The sequence below is a fragment of the Lysinibacillus sp. CD3-6 genome, assembly GCF_006351725.2.
Taxonomy (GTDB): Bacteria; Bacillota; Bacilli; order Bacillales_A; family Planococcaceae; genus Lysinibacillus.
In genome coordinates this window covers 3,381,085-3,399,958 of the sequence record NZ_CP085880.1, presented here as the reverse complement: position 1 = coordinate 3,399,958, position 18,874 = coordinate 3,381,085, and the positions used below count along the sequence as shown (strand labels likewise).

Sequence of the window (18,874 nt, the reverse complement as noted above, 5' to 3'; positions counted from 1 at the left end):
AATGAAAGTCCATAATGTCGAAATGGTCATAAGTGCAGTAAGACCGGACCAATACCCAGAAGATGGACTGCCAGAGTTTGCATTAGCAGGTCGCTCAAATGTTGGGAAGTCATCATTTATTAATCGTATGATTGGGCGTAAAGCGTTAGCACGTATTTCTTCTAAACCTGGGAAGACTCAAACGCTAAATTTTTACAAAATTGAAGAACAGCTGTTTTTCGTCGATGTTCCGGGATATGGTTATGCCAAAGTCTCAAAAACAGAGCGTGAAGCATGGGGGAAAATGATTGAACGTTATATTACTGGTCGTGAAGAACTAAAAGCCGTCGTTCAAATCGTTGATTTACGTCATCCTCCAACAGCTGATGATTGTATGATGTATGACTTTTTAAAACATTACAGTATCCCATGTATTGTCATTGCAACAAAGGCAGATAAAATTCCAAAAGGTAAATGGGATAAGCACAAAAAAGTTGTCAAGGAAACATTAGATATGGATAAAAATGATCCACTCATTGTGTTCTCTTCTGAAAAAGGTATCGGTTTTGAAGAAGCTTGGCAAACGATTGAAAATAAAATGTAATCAAAAAACATCTATTGCGTGTATGGAGCACAGTAGATGTTTTTTTATTGCGTAACATCGAGCTACACATATGTGCGTTCTATACACAAAAAGAAGTAAAAAAGCTTTTCTGCTGCTAGTCTGAAAGTTATGGATAAATATGAGGAAATTACTTGATGTATGGCAAGTTTAGCCGATAAATGTAATAGGAGGTGGACTAAAATGGATATCGCAGCTTTATCAATCGCAATGCATCAATCAAATCTTATGCAAAATGTATCTTTAGCTGTTACAAAACAAGCAATGGAAATGCAACAGCAAAATACTGAACAGCTAGTTGAGATGCTAGATGCTCCACATCCAACAGCTGGACATACAATTGACATCCAAGTATGATGATGGCAAGGTAGCTTGAAGTTGGAAGCTACCTCTATCTTTATGTCTAATGGTAGATTCGAAAAAATATTAAAACGCGTGAAAATGTAACTTTTTGAATAAGAAAAACTACCAATAATACGATATACTATTTATAAATAACAATTTTTTAAGGAGGCGGGAAATGTTGAAGAAGATTCCATACATATTGATTGTCCTGTTTGTAATGGCCCTTAGTTTGCCATCCCTACCGACTGTCCATGCCGCACAGTTAGTAACAGGAACCTTTGTCGATGTAACTTATTCAGAATATACGAATACAAACGGGGAAATAGAAAGGCAGCTTAGCAAAATTACACTAGAAAATGCTGATGGCCGACAAGTAACTTATAATATTAACAATAATGCCCGCCTGTACATTAATAACACTGAAACGACAATTGAAGGCTTTAAGATGGGTATGAAAGTAGAAGCTAAAATAAACCTTCGTAGTGTTATTGAGCTCCGAGGCACTTCCAATAGCACAGAGGAATCAACAACAGTTGTTCAAAGTCCAAGAATAATTGCTGGGGTAATCACAAGTATTGACCCAAAAGGGTTATTCATAATGGTGAAACCAGATACTGGAAAAGAAACTACATATTATTTGAATAAGGATACTGCTTTTCAAAAGGGTTCTTCATCGGTAGATATTAGTGGGATGTATGTAGGTGATCGAGTTAAGCTTCATCTAAAAAATAAAAGTACATCGATTGTCACAAAAGTAGATATTAGTGAGACTGGAACATTAGTTGAAAATTTATACAAAGGTGAAATTCAAGCAGTTAATATTAATACGAACAAATTAACAGTAAAAAATCAAAATGCCTTTGTGAACTGGCAATTTGGCTCAGCATCAACGACTGCACTTTCAACGATGAATTTTTCAACAAAAGTGCCGATTTATGTTGGCAATACGAAAATTGAAAAAGGGCAATTGAAAAATTATATTGGCAGTGAAGCATATTATGCGACGGTGAAGCAATTTGGTAAAGAAGTTATTGAAAAAATCGTCGTATTGAAAAACAATGAACGCACGTACTACGAGCCGATGATTGCAGTCGATACGGATTATCAATTATTAAAATTAAAATCAGCTGGCACTTTGTACTTCCATGATGGGTCAATTTTAATTCGAAACGGCCGCTTTATTCAGCCTACAGGATTATTGGCATATGGGACAGCGTTCGTCATTACAGACGGTGCTGCTCGCGACCATTATGCACAAGTAGTGGATGTTACTAGTGATAGCTTTATGTCACCAAATTTAGCGTCGCATGAATTATATTATGGTCGATTAGCACAAGCAGATGGTTACTTAATTGAAATTGATGATGCAATGAAAATTGAATCGAATGTGTTCAAAAAAACTGCAAGCACCGTGCTATCTGTTAGTAATACAACAAAAGCAATGGTAGACGATGGTAATAAAACGTACAGTGTAGTGCCGGATATTGAACTGTATTTATCGGAAGGCGATTATGGTTACTTCTATGTAAACAATGGGCATGTGCAGGCTCTTCACATGTTAGATAATGCAAAACCTGTTGCGCCATTAATGCTAGTCGGTAAACTACAGTCAATAAAATCGACATATCCAGCTACTATTAATGTGAAAAGTGTGAGCCAATGGCAAAATGGCCGTTGGTATGAAGCTGGCCAAATGGTGGATATGAATATTGACCAAGCTACGCTGATTAAAGCAGGAAAAGTCATTCAACCATCTGATTTGAATCCTTCTGATCGTTTAGTCGTATTATCTGACCGATTTGTAAAAGCACATTTCATTTTAGTTGATTAATAAGATAGAAGCTATCTCTACAATATGAGATAGCTTCATCTGTGCATACGCATGGGAAGAAAGAGAGGGGAAAAGAACAGATGCGCAACCATTTATATAAAGCACTGTTAGCTATTGTAATGGTGTTCGTTTTGGGAACGAGTATTTTAGGGAATGCCTCCGCTGCATCAGTGGAAACAACGGGTGCTGTAAAAAATGAATATACATATGAAGAAGCAGTGTTCATTACCGGTACACCGATTATTTTTAAAGGTACAAGTAAAGATATTAAAATTACACAAAAAGAAACAAAAGGTAAATTAACAGAAACATATAATTTAAAATTAACTGCTAGCAATGGGGCAACATTAACAAGAAATATTGCCTATGAATCAGATGTTGTTAATTATGCGACGATCGGCCAAAAAACATCTAATGGGGTTGTTAAAAAATACTCTGAAAAGATTGTTGATGGAAAACTTACGTATACATTAGCAGACTACCAATTTTCACAAGGCACTGTAACAGATAACCGTGCAGCTTCTGATTATTTCTCAGGGAATGTTATTTCAAGAAAAACCTATACGTACCAAACTGGTTCTGGAAAGAATGCAAAAACTAATACAGTCACAATAGATATTGATAGTCGTCATGCAGGCTACGAAAATTTCTGGGGTGCGACTGAAACGCAAATTACAGAATCGATTTATACGTACAGCGATGGGACAACTAGTCATGTAAAAAATCGTTTATCCACAAGTAAATCGCGTGTCCTTAACTATGAAGAAAACCCAGGTAGTTTAGCTAGCTTTGATGGTGGATATGCAGTCGTAAGTGAAAAAGATGTCATTTCAGAATATACGTATGACTTAGCTTCTGGCAAAAAAGGCAAAGTTGATTTGGATACAGAATATACGCCAACAATCGAGCGCCTTATAATTCCGAAGTTCCGAGATTTATCTAATCATTATGCGAAGAGTGCTATCGAAAAACTATATTCTTTAGGAATCTATTCAGATACAAGTAATTTCTTTTCGCCTAACACACCAATGAAGCGAATTGACTTTACCATAGCAATTGGTAAAGCAGTAGACCTTCGTGTAATGGAAGAAAAGAATACGAAAAAACCATCTACAAGTGTCTTTAAGGATGTTAAACGTACTGTAAAAGATTATCCATATATTGAATCAGCAGTAAATAAAGGCATTATTAAAGGTGTGACGCCAGAGTATTTCAAACCGGATAATGCGATTACACGTGCGCAAGCAGCTGCCATATTTGTACGAGCATTAGGGCTTGAAAATAAAGCGCCAGAGCCTGGGTATGTTACGGAATTTAAAGATGATGCACAAATTCCAGACTATTCAAGAGACGGTATCTATATCGTCAATGAACTTGGTCTAATGACAGGTGACCCTGTAACTGGTCGTTTTAATCCAAACCAACCATTGACGCGTGCACAAGCATCTGTTGTACTTGAACGCTTCTTAAACTATTTAGAAAATGATTTAAAACAAAACTATCGAGACGATATTTTATTCTTTAACTAAAGGAAGGACTGAAATGAATGAAGTATGCGAAAAAGGCATTGCTATTACTGGCCTGTTTTGTACTAGCCTTTATGACTTTAACACCATCAGTCACATTGGCAGCTACAACGATTCAAGATGTACCAACATCTAATAGTAAATACAAAGCTATTTCATGGGCTGTTGCTAATGATTTACTATCGTTAAACAGTGCAAATAACTTTTTACCAAACGAACAAGTAACTGAGCGAGAGCTAGTAACGATGTTTGCAAAGCTTGATAAAAACTATGCACTATCTTATAACGAAAATGTTGCCTATAATTTTTATAGTGACTTTTATTTACCGTTTGACGGAACGCATGTAATGGGGAACCGCTCAAAAGCTATCACTCGTGGTCATTTTGCTCGCATCTATGCTGCATTTCAAGGCTTAGATTTGGATGAGCCGCAAGCGGTGCAATATTTATATACAAATGATATTTCAACAGGTAGTACAGGTAAAAAAACATTTGCTGATTTTAACCCCTCTACGAAACTATCACGTGGTGATGCAGCTGTGTTTTTATATCGCATTGTGGAAAATAATTCCTTTGCGGTACAAGGATTAAAACGATCTGCAGCAGGCCGTGATAATGATAAAATAACTTTGCCAGCAGGTTTTATGGGTTCTAATAGTGGTGAGTTTGAAGAGCCAAACGATAATGAAAATGATTTTACTGGCCCTGACTATGTCAACAATGCATTACAGAGTATTGAAGTTGAAAAACCAGATTTAATTGCAAATGGTGAGGATATGACGCCAATTACTGTATCCTTAAAGGCATGTAATGGAGATCCAATTGCTGATGATAAGTCCTACACATTCCATGTGACTTCTTCTAACGGAGCGGATATTGTAAATGCAGCTGGGGAAGCTGTTCGGAATGTACAGTCGGACGGTTCAACAGTAACAGCATTTGTGAAAGCGAAAAAGCTAACGAAATCTGTACGTGATACGATTACTTTTGAGCTTATTAACAATACAGATCCTAGCATGAAATGTCTTGTTGGAGAAAAAATAAATGCACACGTTCGCTACTTACCACAGCCAGAATTGCGCATTGATTTTAAAGTGTATGACCCAACGAACACAGATGATAATGGAAGTGTCACACCACCATATGTACAATACGAAAAGCCACCAGAGTTTTTCACAGAAAATTTAATTGATGTATATGGTCCTGTACCGTTAAAACCAGATGCAGATGAAAAGAAATTTAGCATTGGGCAACAAACAAATGTTACAAATGCTCTTGGTCAAGTAGAAAATATATACTTACAATATGGTGGCTCAGATCCGAAGTATCCAGCTCTCGGATATGAAAATGCGATATTACAATTTGAAAACTACAATATTTCAGTGTATTTATTTGAGAAAATATTGAATGACCGTATAAATGACTCAGTAACGACGCCAGCTAAGACTGAGATTATGTACATGATCTCAGAGGATGGTCGTCCGATTTATCGCATCCAAGGAATCGATGATAATATTGCGTCTCAAGTTGAAAACATTAATCCTGTCGGTGCCATTATTCAATTAATGAGTCCAAAATATATGCCAGAAGAAAAGAATTTAACATTAGAGCATTATGATAGTGTTATGAAGATTTATGCGATTTTAACAAGTCTAAGTAATTATGAGCGTACAGTATTATTAAAATACCAAGGTGGTAAATTACTAGGCCAAGTAGAAGCATATAAAAAACGTGTAGAGGCGCTAAAAGAAAGTGCGGACGCTGCTGCAAGACCAAATGGTAAGGACAGATATACGCAAGTAATGGTGACACTAGTAAGTCCAGGTGGTGAAGTTATTACAGACTACCAAGGAACAGTAAAAATCAAATTTGATGGTGTTGAGAAAACAGCTTCTTTTGTCACGAATACTTCGGATTATTTAAATAATACAGGTGGTCCTGGAACTGCAGTCGCTTATTTTGACTCAATTATTTATGGGAAATCTAAAATAGAAGCGACACTTGTAAACAAAATCGATCCACGTTATGCCACAATATTGAAGTCTATTACGGATAAAACGATTACGAAAGAAATTTTTACAAATCCTTACTTTAGTAAAAATGCTTGTTCATTAGCAACTGAGGTTGCATATGTAGTCGATTACTCATCTTCTATGAAACGTATTGATCAGACGAATTATCGTGGTAAAAAAATGATGGAACTGATAAATCAAATACAAGCTAAAAATAATATTGTCATTGAAACAAATACAAGTGCAAATTTATTAGGTGAGGGTAGCACCGAAAATGTCTTAAAGAAAGATTTATATCGTACGTCTACTGATAAAGGTGCTACAGATATCTTTACAGGTATAGAGTTGGCGCTTTCTAAATTCTCGAACGATACAAAAACTTCTAAATCCATTGTTGTTGTGTCAGATGGTAAAACAAGTAAAACGAAAATGACAAAAGTAATCAATGATGCGAAAAAGAAAGGCATTAAAATTTACACTGTAAGTATGGGCAAGAAAAATCAAATTAATGAAGCAACACTTACTCAAATAGCTGAGGAAACAGGTGGTATTTACTATCATGCTATTGATAATTATCAATTCCATCAAGTTGCTCAAAAAATAATTGATTCGATTTTATGTAAAACTTCGCCTTCAAGCTGTATTAATCCTGAAGACTTATTTGAAGAAGCGCAGGTAACATTACGAAAAGGTTATATTACGATGAATGCAAGAATTGATGGGAATTGTTCAAATGTTGCCAAAGTCGTTGTGCGTTATTCTTCTGTCAGCGGAGATGTTCAATTTGAACTTACAAAACGCAGTGATAGTGTGTTTATGTTGACTAAAAATGTGCAAACTATGTATGACTTTAAAGTGAATGGTGACATCGAATTTTTAGCATATGATAAAGATGGTAATGCGATTTCGCAGCAAACTGTGAAAATTTCAAACTAATATTGCTCTTCTATAGAGCTATCTTAGACTGTAGATGCACTCAATATTATTGAGTCATCTGCAGTCTCTTTAAATTGTGTTTTACAGGAGAGCTCAAATAGTTGTTTCTATACAAACCTCCAAAATAGTATGCGTCTTTCTTATTTTCGACACAAGATGCTACTGCATCCTATTGAGTCCAGTTTTTAAATTTGATACATGCAGTATAATTTGTTAAACTTAGTTTATAATAATTCTAATGTAAGAAATGAATTATAGTTCTTCATGACATGTTCACAAATTATAGATGAACTATTGTCGAACTATGCTATAATGAAATTTGTGAATTAGAACGTGTGAGGTGTTATTCATGCATACCATCGTAGTAGGCTTGAATTATAAATCAGCGCCAGTTGAAATTCGTGAAAAGCTATCTTTCATAGAGAGTGAGCTACCACAAGCAATGGAAGCGCTGCAAAAACAAAAAAGTATATTGGAAAACGTAATCGTTTCAACTTGTAATCGGACAGAAATATATGCAGTAGTAGATCAATTGCATACTGGCCGACACTTTGTTAAGCAATTTTTAGCAGATTGGTTTAACTTGCCTGTGGAGACTTTTTCTTCTTATTTAACAATTCGAGAAGAAGATGAGGCATTAGAGCATTTGTTTAAAGTAACAGCTGGAATTGATTCAATGGTGCTAGGTGAAACTCAAATTTTAGGACAAGTGAAGAAAAGCTTCTTAAATGGACAAGAGATTGGGACGACAGGTACGGTCTACAATCAGTTATTTAAACAAGCAGTCACATTTGCGAAGCGAGCACATAGTGAAACAGCTATCGGAGAGAATGCGGTATCTGTATCATATGCAGCAGTAGAATTAGCAAAGAAAATTTTTGGATCTTTACAGCGCAAGCATGTTGCTATTTTAGGCGCAGGTAAAATGGGTGAACTTGCCATTGAAAATTTATATGGCAATGGTGTAGGAAAAGTAACGGTTATTAACCGTACGTTTGAAAAAGCGGAGACTTTAGCAGCTAAATTCCAGGGTGAAGCAAAATCAATGAGGGAATTACAATGCTCGTTACTAGAGGCGGACATTTTAATTACGTCTACAGGTGCAACTGATTTTGTAATTGATTATGAATTAATGCAACTTGTTGAACGTTTACGTAAAGGTAAACCATTATTTATGGTAGATATTGCGGTACCACGTGATATTGATCCACTTGTTGGAGAATTACCGAACGTTTTCTTATATGATATCGATGATTTACAAGGTATTGTAGAAGCAAACTTAGCAGAGCGTGAACGTGCAGCAGCTGAAATTACACAAATGATTAGTAAAGAAGTTGTCCAATTTAAAGATTGGATTGCAACGCTAGGTGTTGTACCAGTTATCTCGGCTTTACGTAAAAAAGCAAACCAAATTCAAGAAGAAACAATGATCAGTATTGAAAATAAAATGCCAGAGTTAACGGAACGTGAACGTAAGATTTTAAGTAAGCATACTAAATCAATTATTAATCAATTGTTAAAAGAGCCAATTTTACAAGCTAAAGAAATGGCAAATTCATCAAAAGCAAATGAACAGTTACGTTTATTCCAACAAATTTTTGGCATAGAAGATGCTGTGGAAGTAGAAGTAGATATGATGAGCAAGCAAGAGCTTGAGCGTAAAGAACGTTTACAGTCATCGCAAACACCTACCGAACCAAAGTATTCTTTCTAGTAATGTCTAGACATTCGAGCTCCACAATCGCTTGAGGTTCACGATGTGAGTTATGTAGGCACTAGTGCGAATTGCGTACTTTTGCTGACGTGTGCGAACTTGAAATTACATGAGGCGTTTTCGTATCTGTATGGTAAACTAAAGATACGAAAACGTCTTTTTTAGGCTGGGATACTGTTTATAGTAACTTTAGCACTTTTTGATATAAAGAAGGGATGTCCATTGGCTGATTTGACAATGACAAGGCTCTATGAAGTAATGATCGTCTTGTACGCGATCAGTCTAGTGTTTTACTTTACTGATTACTTTTATAAGCAAGTGCGAGCAAGGCGAATTGCTTTTTGGCTTGTATCATTTGTATGGGTAATTCAAAGTGCCATTATTATTTTGACTTTTGTAGAAACAAAGCGATTCCCGATATTATCCTTGTATGAGGGGATTCTTTTCTATTCATGGTTACTTGTAACACTGTCGATTATTCTCCATTGTATAGCGAGAGTCGATTTACCAGTATTTATTATCAATATATTAGGATTTGTTTTTGCTAGTATATTTACATTTATGCCGAAGAGACCGACTGGTGCAGTAGGAGATACTTTAATTTCGGAAATGCTCTTCATCCATATATCATTTGCGATTTTATCGTACGCTGCTTTTACATTAACTTTTGTTTTTGCGATATTATATTTAATTCTATATCGTTTATTAAAAAAGAAAAAGTGGTCACAGTTGTGGACACGTTTGCCGTCTTTACAGCAAACGAGTAATTGGATGAACATTTCATTTTTTATTGGTATTCCAATGCTTTTTATAAGTTTAGTTTTAGGGTTTGAATGGGCATTATTAAGATTAGAGAGTTTATCTATCTTTGATGCGAAGATAATAGGGTCCTTTATCATTTTAGTATTATATTGCTGTATTTTATATGTGAATCGGAAAAGTAAGCTGACAGGTACTAATTATGCATGGGTGCAAATTTATGCTTATTTATTGGTTGTCGTTAACTTCTTTTTAGGAAGTAGCTTATCTCGATTCCATTTATGGTATTAGAAGAAAGGTTGGAGACAGTTGAGAAAAATTATTGTAGGTTCTAGGAGAAGTAAATTAGCATTAACGCAAACAAATTGGTTCATCAATGAGCTAAAGGCAGCAGGTGCGCCGTTTGAATTTGAAGTAAAAGAAATTGTCACAAAAGGCGATCAAATTTTAGACGTCCAACTTTCAAAAGTTGGCGGTAAAGGGCTGTTTGTAAAAGAAATTGAACAGGCACTTTTCGATAAGGAAATTGATTTTGCTGTTCATTCAATGAAAGACATGCCTGCGGTACTACCTGAAGGTTTAGTCATTGGTTGTATTCCACCACGTGAAGATGCGCGTGATGCATTTATTTCTAAAGGTCATGTGAAGTTTGCAGATCTTCCTGCAGGAGCGGTAGTTGGGACAAGTTCTCTTCGACGTAGCGCTCAACTCTTAACGATGCGTCCAGATATTGAAATAAAATGGATTCGTGGCAATGTAGATACACGTTTAGCAAAGCTTGAAACAGAAGAATATGATGCGATTATTTTAGCTGCTGCAGGGTTAAAACGCCTAGGCTGGAGCGAGGATGTCGTAACAGAATTTTTATCAGTAGAAGATTGCCTGCCAGCTGTAGCACAAGGTTCTTTAGGTATTGAATGCCGTAAAGATGATGCGGAATTATTAGCTGAACTAGCAAAAATAACTGACAATGCAACATGGCATGAGGCACATGCAGAACGTGCCTTCTTAGCGGCTATGGACGGTGGTTGCCAAGTACCTATCGCAGGGTATGCAAAGCTTAATGGGGAAGAAATTACACTTACAGGTTTAGTTGCTGCACCAGATGCTTCTGTCATTTATAAAGAGACTGTAAAGGGTAGCGATGCTGAAACAATCGGCAAGGAGCTTGCTGAGATGTTAACGAAGCAAGGTGCCTATGATCTAATTCAACGTGTGAAGGCAGAGCAAGATGCAAAATAGTTTACCTTTACAGGGTAAAACAATCGTTTTAACAGGAACATCTAAAACAGCAACTGTTGTAGAAGATATTTCCTCTTTAGGTGGTCAGGCAGTTTTTGCCCCATTGATAGAAACTTGCGAAATAATCGATTCAAATGATGGCGTGCATTTAGAATGTGCGCGTCAATTTAACTGGCTCATCTTTACGAGTCAAAATGCAGTAGATGCTTTTGCTAAGAAAATGGATCGCAGCCAATTACGAGCAAGTCATTTTCAAGGGAAAATTGCATCTATTGGAACTAAAACTACTGAGGCATTAGAAAAGTTAGGTTTTCAAGTTAGCTTCATGCCTTCAGTATTTAGTGCTGATGTATTTGTAAAAGAGTTTCCTATTATTGCAGGAAGCACTCCAACGTGTTTATTTATTCGTGGGGAAAAGGCGAAGAAAACGTTAAAGGAAGGTTTGCCTTTTAAACTCAATGAATGGACTGTTTATGAAACGATTGAGCGCCACGACCAGAAACAAGTAATTATTGATTGCATTCAGGAGCATGCTGATGTCACAGTAATATTTGCAAGTCCTTCAGCTGTGGACGTATATGCAATGGATGTAGCTTCAATCGTTGGTTGGGATACGGTACGTGTGGCAGCAATTGGTCATATTACAGAAGCAGCTATTTTAAACCACGGTGCTACTGTAGACATTAAGCCGAGTGTTTATACAATGACAGCAGTCATCGAGGAATTAACGAAAGTAGAGGAAAGAAAATGACAAATTTACAATTTCAAAGACATCGTCGTTTACGAGCAAATGCAACGATTCGATCTATGGTAAAAGAAACTTACTTACACAAAGAGGACTTAATTTATCCGATTTTCGTTATTGAAGGCGAAAATATTAAAAATGAAGTTCAGTCTATGCCAGGTGTTTTTCAATTTTCATTAGATAACCTAGGTGCTGAAGTTGATGAAGTGGTTGCTTTAGGTATACCTGCTGTTATTTTATTTGGTTTACCAGCGGAAAAGGATGCGGTTGGTACAGGTGCATTCCATGATCATGGTATTGTACAAGAAGCTACTCGTCTAATTAAAGAACGTTATCCTGATCTTTTAGTTATTGCCGATACATGCCTTTGTGAATTCACAGACCATGGTCATTGTGGTTTAATTGAGGGCGATCAAATTTTAAATGACGCTTCTCTGGATGTTTTAGCACGCACTGCTGTATCACAAGCACAAGCAGGGGCAGATATTATTGCACCATCAAATATGATGGATGGCTTTGTTGCTGCAATACGTACTGGGCTTGACGAAGCTGGATTTGAAAATGTACCAATTATGTCCTATGCCGTAAAATATGCATCTAGCTACTATGGTCCATTCCGTGATGCGGCTGATGGAGCACCACAATTTGGTGATCGTAAATCATATCAAATGGATCCTTCAAATCGTATGGAAGCATTCCGTGAGGCGGAATCTGATATTGAAGAAGGTGCAGATTTCTTAATCGTGAAACCAGCTCTTAGCTATTTAGATATTATTCGAGATATGAAAAATAACTATACATTACCGATTGTTGCCTATAACGTATCGGGTGAATATGCAATGATTAAAGCTGCGGCAATAAATGGCTGGATTGAAGAGAAAAAAGTCGTGTTGGAGACATTGCTAGGTATGAAGCGAGCAGGTTCTGATCTAATTATCACATATCATGCTAAAGATGTAGCACGTTGGTTGGAGGAGAAATAAATGGCGCGTTCTTACGAAAAATCAAAACAAGCATATGCAGAAGCTGTTAACTTAATGCCAGGTGGGGTTAGTAGCCCTGTCCGTGCATTTAAATCTGTGAATATGGACCCGATTTTTATGGAATCTGGTCACGGTGCGATTATTAAAGACATTGATGGAAATGAATATATCGACTACGTATTATCATGGGGACCTTTAATTTTAGGGCATACTCACCCAGAAGTTGTAAAAGCTATCGCTGAAACTGCAGCCAAAGGCTCTTCTTTTGGCGCACCTAGTTATACAGAAAACCGATTGGCTAAACTAGTGTTGGAACGTCTGCCAGGTATGGAGATGATTCGCTTTGTATCATCTGGAACAGAGGCAACGATGTCCGCATTACGTGTAGCACGTGGTGTAACAGGACGCGATAAAATTTTGAAATTTGAAGGATCATATCACGGTCATGGGGATTCATTACTTATTAAAGCTGGTTCAGGTGTTGCAACATTAGGCTTACCTGATAGCCCAGGCGTACCTGCAGATATTGCGCGTAATACATTAACAGTTGCCTATAATGATTTACAGGGTGCACAACAAGTATTCGAAAAATTTGGTACGGAGCTCGCAGCAGTTATCGTTGAACCAGTGGCGGGGAATATGGGTGTTGTACCACCACAACCAGGATTTCTCGAAGGTTTACGTGAGCTAACAACTGAACATGGTGCTTTGTTAATCTTTGATGAAGTTATGACAGGCTTCCGTGTTGACTACGGCTGTGCACAAGGCTATTTTGGTGTGACACCAGATATGACAACGCTAGGAAAAGTAATTGGCGGCGGTCTTCCTGTAGGCGCGTTTGCTGGTAAAAAAGAAATTATGGAGCAAGTAGCACCAGCTGGTCCGATTTATCAAGCTGGCACACTATCTGGTAACCCGTTAGCAATGACAGCAGGTTATGAAACTTTATCACGTCTTGATGCCAACTCCTATGAGTATTTTAAAAAATTAGGAGATCAATTAGAAGAAGGTTTCCGAGAAGCTGCTACAAAATACAATATTCCACATACTGTTAATCGTGCAGGCTCTATGATTGGTTTCTTCTTTACGAATGAAGAGGTAATAGATTTTGCTACTGCGAAAACGTCAGATTTACAATTATTTGCGGAATATTTCCGCTTAATGGCAGAGGAAGGTATTTTCTTACCACCTTCACAATTTGAAGGATTATTTATTTCTACTGCACATACTGAGGAGCATATTGCAAAAACTGTCGCGGCTTTCCATAAAGTGTTTGAACAATTAGCAAAATAATGTAAAGCCATCCATTTAGGGTGGCTTTTTTTTGTTAAAATTAAAACTTTCAGCATAGCCAAATTGTGGGCGTTTTAGTTTATAATATTACTATTCATAATAGAAAGTAGTGAATTAAAATGGCAACAGGCACACATACAGTAGAAGTACCCGTAGGAATCGAACATGTTTGGGAATTCGTTAGCGATATGGAAAAATGGGCAAAACTTGTCCCAGGCTATAATGCACATACGATGATAGATGATAAGCAGTCTACATGGACATTTAAAGGTAATGTTGGCGTACTGAAAAAAACAGTTGAAGTAGAAATTACAATTTTAGAGTGGACAGCACCATCAAAAGTAACGTTCAATTTAAAAGGTTTATCAGATAATTTCACAGGAAACGGATATTTCCTTGCTGAAAGCATTGATGCAGACAATACAAAAATGACAGGCTTTTTAGAAGTTATAGCAGGTGGCTTAGCTGGACCTGTATTAAACCCTATCTTTAAGCCAATCGTTCCAAAAGCTACTCAAGTATTAACGGATCGCGTAGCTAATAAAATTAAAATGGTTAACGTATAATTATAAAAAGCATGCCTGATTTTAATTCGGGCATGCTTTTTATATGAACACTAACTTGCTAGTTGAGTAGTATATATTCCACTTGCCATTCATATGATGCAAAGGGAGGGATTATTATCGAACAGAAAACATGGAATATGCGTGAGACATTTTGTTTTCCAGGGTACGGTTGCCCAACAGAAATTGCGGCTGTGCAGATAAAGCCACAATGGCAGTCAATGCAATTAGAAGATTCGTTAAGATTAAATGGTATTTATCATATTACAGCACATGTACGCTTTGATTTTCAAGACATGCAAACATTTATGGATGCTGAAGATTTAATCCGTATTGATGCGCTTGATGTGCAAGGAGACACAGGTTATTTTGAGTATGCAGTCCCATTAAATGTCGATTTACCAAAAGAGGCTGCAATTGAGGACTTAATGATAAAAGACATTCGTCCGATTCTTACCAATCAAAAGTGTCAACTAGAATGGACAGTGACAAGTACGTTTAGCGAATCGACGCCAGTAGTCGAACAAGTCGATGCTGTTATAGAAAAACTTGTAGAAGCTACGCCCCAAGAATTAGTGGATGAGTCTACATTTGTTGCGCAATCTGTTCAAGTAAAGCAACCGACAACGATAGAAGCTAGTGCAGCAACTGCAAAACCGAAACAAGCTGCACCTGCCGAGCAAAAAATCGTCCTTAGAGAATCTTCAAGCCATACAGCTGTGAGAGAATCAAGTTCTTGGCATGAAGTACCGTCTATGATATGGGATTTAACAGAAGGTTATACACCACTTAAAGTTCGTGTATCAAATGATATCTTTCAAAAGTAAATAGCATAGAAGTAGTAAAAGTAATAAGATGAGAAGATCGCCAGAAGTTGGAATGATGATGACACGTATAAACTGAAAACCACAAATCGGTACAATAATTGTTCTACAATAAAAGCGGAATTGTCGTAGCCAAGGTGGTAAAAGCCAAGGGTTATACTTACGTCGTCGCATTTGAATAGTCACTTCCTTTTCTATTTACTTTTTAAGACTAGCTGAAATTAACGAAATCACTTGAAAAAATATATGAAATTGCGGTACAATGTGTAAAATCGAATATGGATGCTATGACAGGGAAGAGTAAATTATTTGTGCAATTATAGAGAGGAAACGGTAGCTGAAAAGTTTCTATTTGTGCGTAATTGAACGTAGCCCTTGAGCAGCTTTAGTGAACTAGTAGTAGTTAAAGCCGGTTAAACACCGTTAACGAATTGAGAGCCAGCTGTTATAAGCTTAAGTAAATCAAGCATATCATTATTTTGAAATGATAAGGGCATTTAGAGAGCACTTATTAAATGATGAATTGTGGGATGCAAAAGTACTAATCTTAAAATACTGGAATTAAAGGTGGTACCGCGAACTTAAACTCCTTCGTCCTTTTGTAGACGATAGGAGTTTTTTTATTTGCTAAAAAGATGTATAGGTTTTTTTAGTAAATAAGCCACGTGCAATTGTCACGGATTTATTTGGTGAGAATACACTGAAAAAATCAAGACGAGTGGTTATCTAGTTTGCCAAAGCTGACGTATGTCAAAAATTATTTACAACAGGAGGAGACAATATGACAGAAAACATTGCAATGCCAACGAAATATGATCCACAATCAATTGAAACAGGTCGCTATGAATGGTGGTTACAAGGTAAATTTTTCGAAGCACAACCTGAAAGCGGAAAAGAACCTTATTCCATCGTTATTCCACCGCCGAACGTAACAGGTAAATTACACCTTGGGCACGCATGGGATACAACGCTACAAGATATTTTAATCCGTATGAAGCGTATGCAAGGTTATGATGCACTTTGGTTACCAGGAATGGACCATGCAGGTATTGCAACTCAAGCAAAAGTAGAAGCAAAATTGCGTGAAGATAATATTACACGTTATGATTTAGGACGTGAAAAATTCCTAGAAAAAACGTGGGAGTGGAAAGAAGAGTATGCTGGACACATTCGCGCACAATGGGCGAAGCTTGGCCTTGCATTAGACTACTCTCGTGAACGTTTCACACTCGATGCAGGTCTATCAGATGCAGTTAAAACAGTATTCGTTCAATTATATGAAAAAGGCTTAATTTATCGCGGGGAGCGTATTATTAACTGGGATCCAGCAGCGAAAACAGCCTTATCTGATATTGAAGTAATCTATCAGGATGTTCAAGGTGCATTCTACCATATGAAATACCCGTTAGCAGATGGCTCAGGCTTTGTGGAAGTGGCAACAACTCGCCCCGAAACAATGCTAGGTGACTCTGGCGTAGCAGTTCACCCGAAAGATGAGCGTTATCAACATTTAATTGGTAAAACAGTTATTTTACCGATTGTCGGTCGTGAAATTCCAATCGTAGCAGATGATTATGTTGATATGGAATTCGGTACAGGCGTTGTAAAAATGACTCCAGCCCATGACCCGAACGACTTTGAAGTTGGTAACCGCCATAACTTAGAACGTATTCTTGTTATGAATGAAGATGGCACAATGAATGAACTTGCTGGTAAATATAATGGCATGGATCGTTTTGAATGTCGTAAACAAATCGTAGCAGATTTACAAGAAGCGGGTGTCTTAATTAACATTGAAGAGCATATGCACTCTGTAGGACACTCTGAACGTTCTGGTGCGGTTGTTGAACCTTACCTATCTGCACAATGGTTCGTTAAAATGCAACCACTTGCAGATGCTTCTTTAGAGCTTCAAAAAGATGAGGAAGGTAAAGTGAATTTTGTACCTTCTCGTTTTGAAAACACATATTCTCGTTGGATGGAAAATATCCGTGACTGGTGTATCTCTCGCCAACTATGGTGGGGACATCAAATTCCTGCCTGGTATCACAATGAAACAGGTGAGATTTACGTAGGGAAAGAAGCCCCTGCTGATGCAGAAAATTGGACACAAGATGAAGACGTATTAGATACATGGTTCTCATCTGCACTATGGCCGTTTTCTACAATGGGTTGGCCGGACGAGGCAAATGAAGAATATCAACGTTACTACCCAACAAGTACGCTTGTAACGGGCTATGATATTATTTTCTTCTGGGTTTCTCGTATGATTTTCCAAGGTATTGAATTTACGGAACAACGCCCATTCAAAGATGTATTAATCCATGGATTAGTACGTGATGGTGAAGGACGTAAGATGAGTAAATCACTTGGTAATGGTGTAGATCCTATGGATGTTATTGAGAAATACGGTGCTGATTCACTTCGTTATTTCTTAGCTACAGGCTCATCTCCAGGTCAAGATTTACGTTATACAACTGAAAAAGTAGAGTCGGTTTGGAACTTTGCTAATAAAATTTGGAATGCTTCTCGTTTTGCATTAATGAATATGGATGGTATGTCATTTGACGAAATCGACTTAACTGGTGAAAAATCAGTTGCTGATAAGTGGATTTTGACTCGCTTAAATGAGACGATTGAACGTGTAACATCGTTAGCAGACCGCTATGAATTCGGTGAAGTAGGACGTGAGCTCTATAACTTCATTTGGGATGATTTCTGTTCTTGGTATATTGAAATGGCGAAATTACCATTGAATGGTGAAGATGAAGCTGCTAAGAAAACGACTCGCTCTATATTAGCTTATGTACTAGACCAAACAATGCGTCTATTACATCCGCTTATGCCATTCATTACAGAAGAAATTTGGCAACACTTACCGCATGAAGGTGAGTCAATTACAGTTGCAGCATGGCCAACGGTACGTACAGACCTTCACTTTGCTGAAGAAGCAGACAATATGAAGCTTCTTATGGATATTATACGTTCAGTGCGCAATATTCGTGCGGAAGTGAACACACCAATGAGCAAAAAAGTACCATTATACATTTCTGCTAAAGATGCAGCTACCGTTGCCATTCTTGAAGCGAATAAAGGCTATTTAGAAAAATTCTGTAATCCAGAGCCATTAACAATTGGTGAAGGCTTAGAGGCTCCAGGACAGTCTATGACGGCCGTAGTAACAGGAGCAGAGCTATTCTTACCACTTGTAGGACTTATCAACTTAGAGGAAGAGATTGCTCGTCTTGAAAAAGAATTAGAAAAATGGGCAAAAGAAGTGAAGCTTGTTACTGGTAAGTTGTCAAATGAGAAATTTGTATCAAAAGCACCAGAAGCATTGGTTAACGCAGAACGCGAAAAATTAGCGGACTATGAAGGTAAACATGCCGTTGTATTAAAACGTTTAGAAGAACTAAAAAATATGTAATCATAAAAATGATTTATTGAAACAGCAGATGGCGAAAAAGTCATCTGCTGTTTTTCTTTTTATGCGTCAAAAG

The 18,874-nt window shown here is 37.2% G+C and carries 14 protein-coding genes and 1 other annotated feature; all 14 genes read left to right on the top strand.

Annotation, left to right across the window (positions count from 1 at the left end; genetic code table 11):
* Window position 1: 1 nt before the first annotated feature.
* Entirely contained in the window at window positions 2-583 is a 582-nt protein-coding gene (yihA, locus tag FH508_RS16900) for a ribosome biogenesis GTP-binding protein YihA/YsxC (protein ID WP_025220187.1), read from the top strand.
* 201 nt (window positions 584-784) lie between these two features.
* The gene (locus FH508_RS16895; RefSeq protein WP_172772228.1) at window positions 785-958 is read left to right on the top strand and encodes a YjfB family protein; all 174 of its coding nucleotides are present in this window, start codon (window positions 785-787) and stop codon (window positions 956-958) included.
* 163 nt (window positions 959-1,121) lie between these two features.
* Window positions 1,122-2,777, top strand: coding sequence for a hypothetical protein (locus tag FH508_RS16890; RefSeq protein ID WP_228134126.1), 1,656 nt, complete (start codon window positions 1,122-1,124; stop codon window positions 2,775-2,777).
* Between the two features lie 80 nt (window positions 2,778-2,857).
* Window positions 2,858-4,306: an S-layer homology domain-containing protein gene (locus FH508_RS16885; protein ID WP_172772227.1), complete on the top strand. Its 1,449-nt coding sequence runs from the start codon at window positions 2,858-2,860 to the stop codon at window positions 4,304-4,306.
* Between the two features lie 17 nt (window positions 4,307-4,323).
* On the top strand, window positions 4,324-7,251 hold the full coding sequence (locus FH508_RS16880) for a VWA domain-containing protein (RefSeq protein ID WP_172772226.1): 2,928 nt from the start codon (window positions 4,324-4,326) through the stop codon (window positions 7,249-7,251).
* 349 nt (window positions 7,252-7,600) lie between these two features.
* On the top strand, window positions 7,601-8,965 hold the full coding sequence (gene hemA / locus FH508_RS16875; RefSeq protein ID WP_172772225.1) for a glutamyl-tRNA reductase: 1,365 nt from the start codon (window positions 7,601-7,603) through the stop codon (window positions 8,963-8,965).
* 222 nt (window positions 8,966-9,187) lie between these two features.
* Complete coding sequence (ccsA, locus tag FH508_RS16870; RefSeq protein WP_172772224.1) at window positions 9,188-10,015, top strand: cytochrome c biogenesis protein CcsA; 828 nt, start codon at window positions 9,188-9,190, stop codon at window positions 10,013-10,015.
* 18 nt (window positions 10,016-10,033) lie between these two features.
* Window positions 10,034-10,966, top strand: coding sequence for a hydroxymethylbilane synthase (gene hemC, locus FH508_RS16865; protein WP_172772223.1), 933 nt, complete (start codon window positions 10,034-10,036; stop codon window positions 10,964-10,966).
* On the top strand, window positions 10,956-11,717 hold the full coding sequence (locus FH508_RS16860) for a uroporphyrinogen-III synthase (protein ID WP_172772222.1): 762 nt from the start codon (window positions 10,956-10,958) through the stop codon (window positions 11,715-11,717). Before hemC ends, FH508_RS16860 begins: the two co-directional genes overlap by 11 nt.
* Complete coding sequence (gene hemB, locus FH508_RS16855; RefSeq protein WP_172772221.1) at window positions 11,714-12,694, top strand: porphobilinogen synthase; 981 nt, start codon at window positions 11,714-11,716, stop codon at window positions 12,692-12,694. Before FH508_RS16860 ends, hemB begins: the two co-directional genes overlap by 4 nt.
* On the top strand, window positions 12,695-13,987 hold the full coding sequence (hemL, locus tag FH508_RS16850; RefSeq protein ID WP_172772220.1) for a glutamate-1-semialdehyde 2,1-aminomutase: 1,293 nt from the start codon (window positions 12,695-12,697) through the stop codon (window positions 13,985-13,987).
* A 119-nt stretch (window positions 13,988-14,106) separates the two neighbouring features.
* The gene (locus tag FH508_RS16845) at window positions 14,107-14,553 is read left to right on the top strand and encodes an SRPBCC family protein (protein WP_172772219.1); all 447 of its coding nucleotides are present in this window, start codon (window positions 14,107-14,109) and stop codon (window positions 14,551-14,553) included.
* 137 nt (window positions 14,554-14,690) lie between these two features.
* Window positions 14,691-15,377 carry a valyl-tRNA synthetase gene (locus FH508_RS16840; RefSeq protein WP_173477664.1) on the top strand — a complete coding sequence of 229 codons (687 nt, stop codon included), beginning with the start codon at window positions 14,691-14,693 and terminating at the stop codon, window positions 15,375-15,377.
* A gap of 275 nt (window positions 15,378-15,652) precedes the next feature.
* Window positions 15,653-15,976 (top strand) — a binding site (T-box leader).
* A gap of 179 nt (window positions 15,977-16,155) precedes the next feature.
* The gene (locus FH508_RS16830; protein WP_172772218.1) at window positions 16,156-18,801 is read left to right on the top strand and encodes a valine--tRNA ligase; all 2,646 of its coding nucleotides are present in this window, start codon (window positions 16,156-16,158) and stop codon (window positions 18,799-18,801) included.
* The last annotated feature ends 73 nt before the right edge of the window (window positions 18,802-18,874 follow it).

Coding starts and splice junctions, on each gene's coding strand:
- yihA (WP_025220187.1), top strand. CDS start 2: ATGAAAGTCCATAATGTCGAAATGGTCATAAGTGCAGTAAGACCGGAC.
- FH508_RS16895 (WP_172772228.1), top strand. CDS start 785: ATGGATATCGCAGCTTTATCAATCGCAATGCATCAATCAAATCTTATG.
- FH508_RS16890 (WP_228134126.1), top strand. CDS start 1,122: ATGTTGAAGAAGATTCCATACATATTGATTGTCCTGTTTGTAATGGCC.
- FH508_RS16885 (WP_172772227.1), top strand. CDS start 2,858: ATGCGCAACCATTTATATAAAGCACTGTTAGCTATTGTAATGGTGTTC.
- FH508_RS16880 (WP_172772226.1), top strand. CDS start 4,324: ATGAAGTATGCGAAAAAGGCATTGCTATTACTGGCCTGTTTTGTACTA.
- hemA (WP_172772225.1), top strand. CDS start 7,601: ATGCATACCATCGTAGTAGGCTTGAATTATAAATCAGCGCCAGTTGAA.
- FH508_RS16860 (WP_172772222.1), top strand. CDS start 10,956: ATGCAAAATAGTTTACCTTTACAGGGTAAAACAATCGTTTTAACAGGA.
- hemB (WP_172772221.1), top strand. CDS start 11,714: ATGACAAATTTACAATTTCAAAGACATCGTCGTTTACGAGCAAATGCA.
- hemL (WP_172772220.1), top strand. CDS start 12,695: ATGGCGCGTTCTTACGAAAAATCAAAACAAGCATATGCAGAAGCTGTT.
- FH508_RS16845 (WP_172772219.1), top strand. CDS start 14,107: ATGGCAACAGGCACACATACAGTAGAAGTACCCGTAGGAATCGAACAT.
- FH508_RS16840 (WP_173477664.1), top strand. CDS start 14,691: ATGCGTGAGACATTTTGTTTTCCAGGGTACGGTTGCCCAACAGAAATT.
- FH508_RS16830 (WP_172772218.1), top strand. CDS start 16,156: ATGACAGAAAACATTGCAATGCCAACGAAATATGATCCACAATCAATT.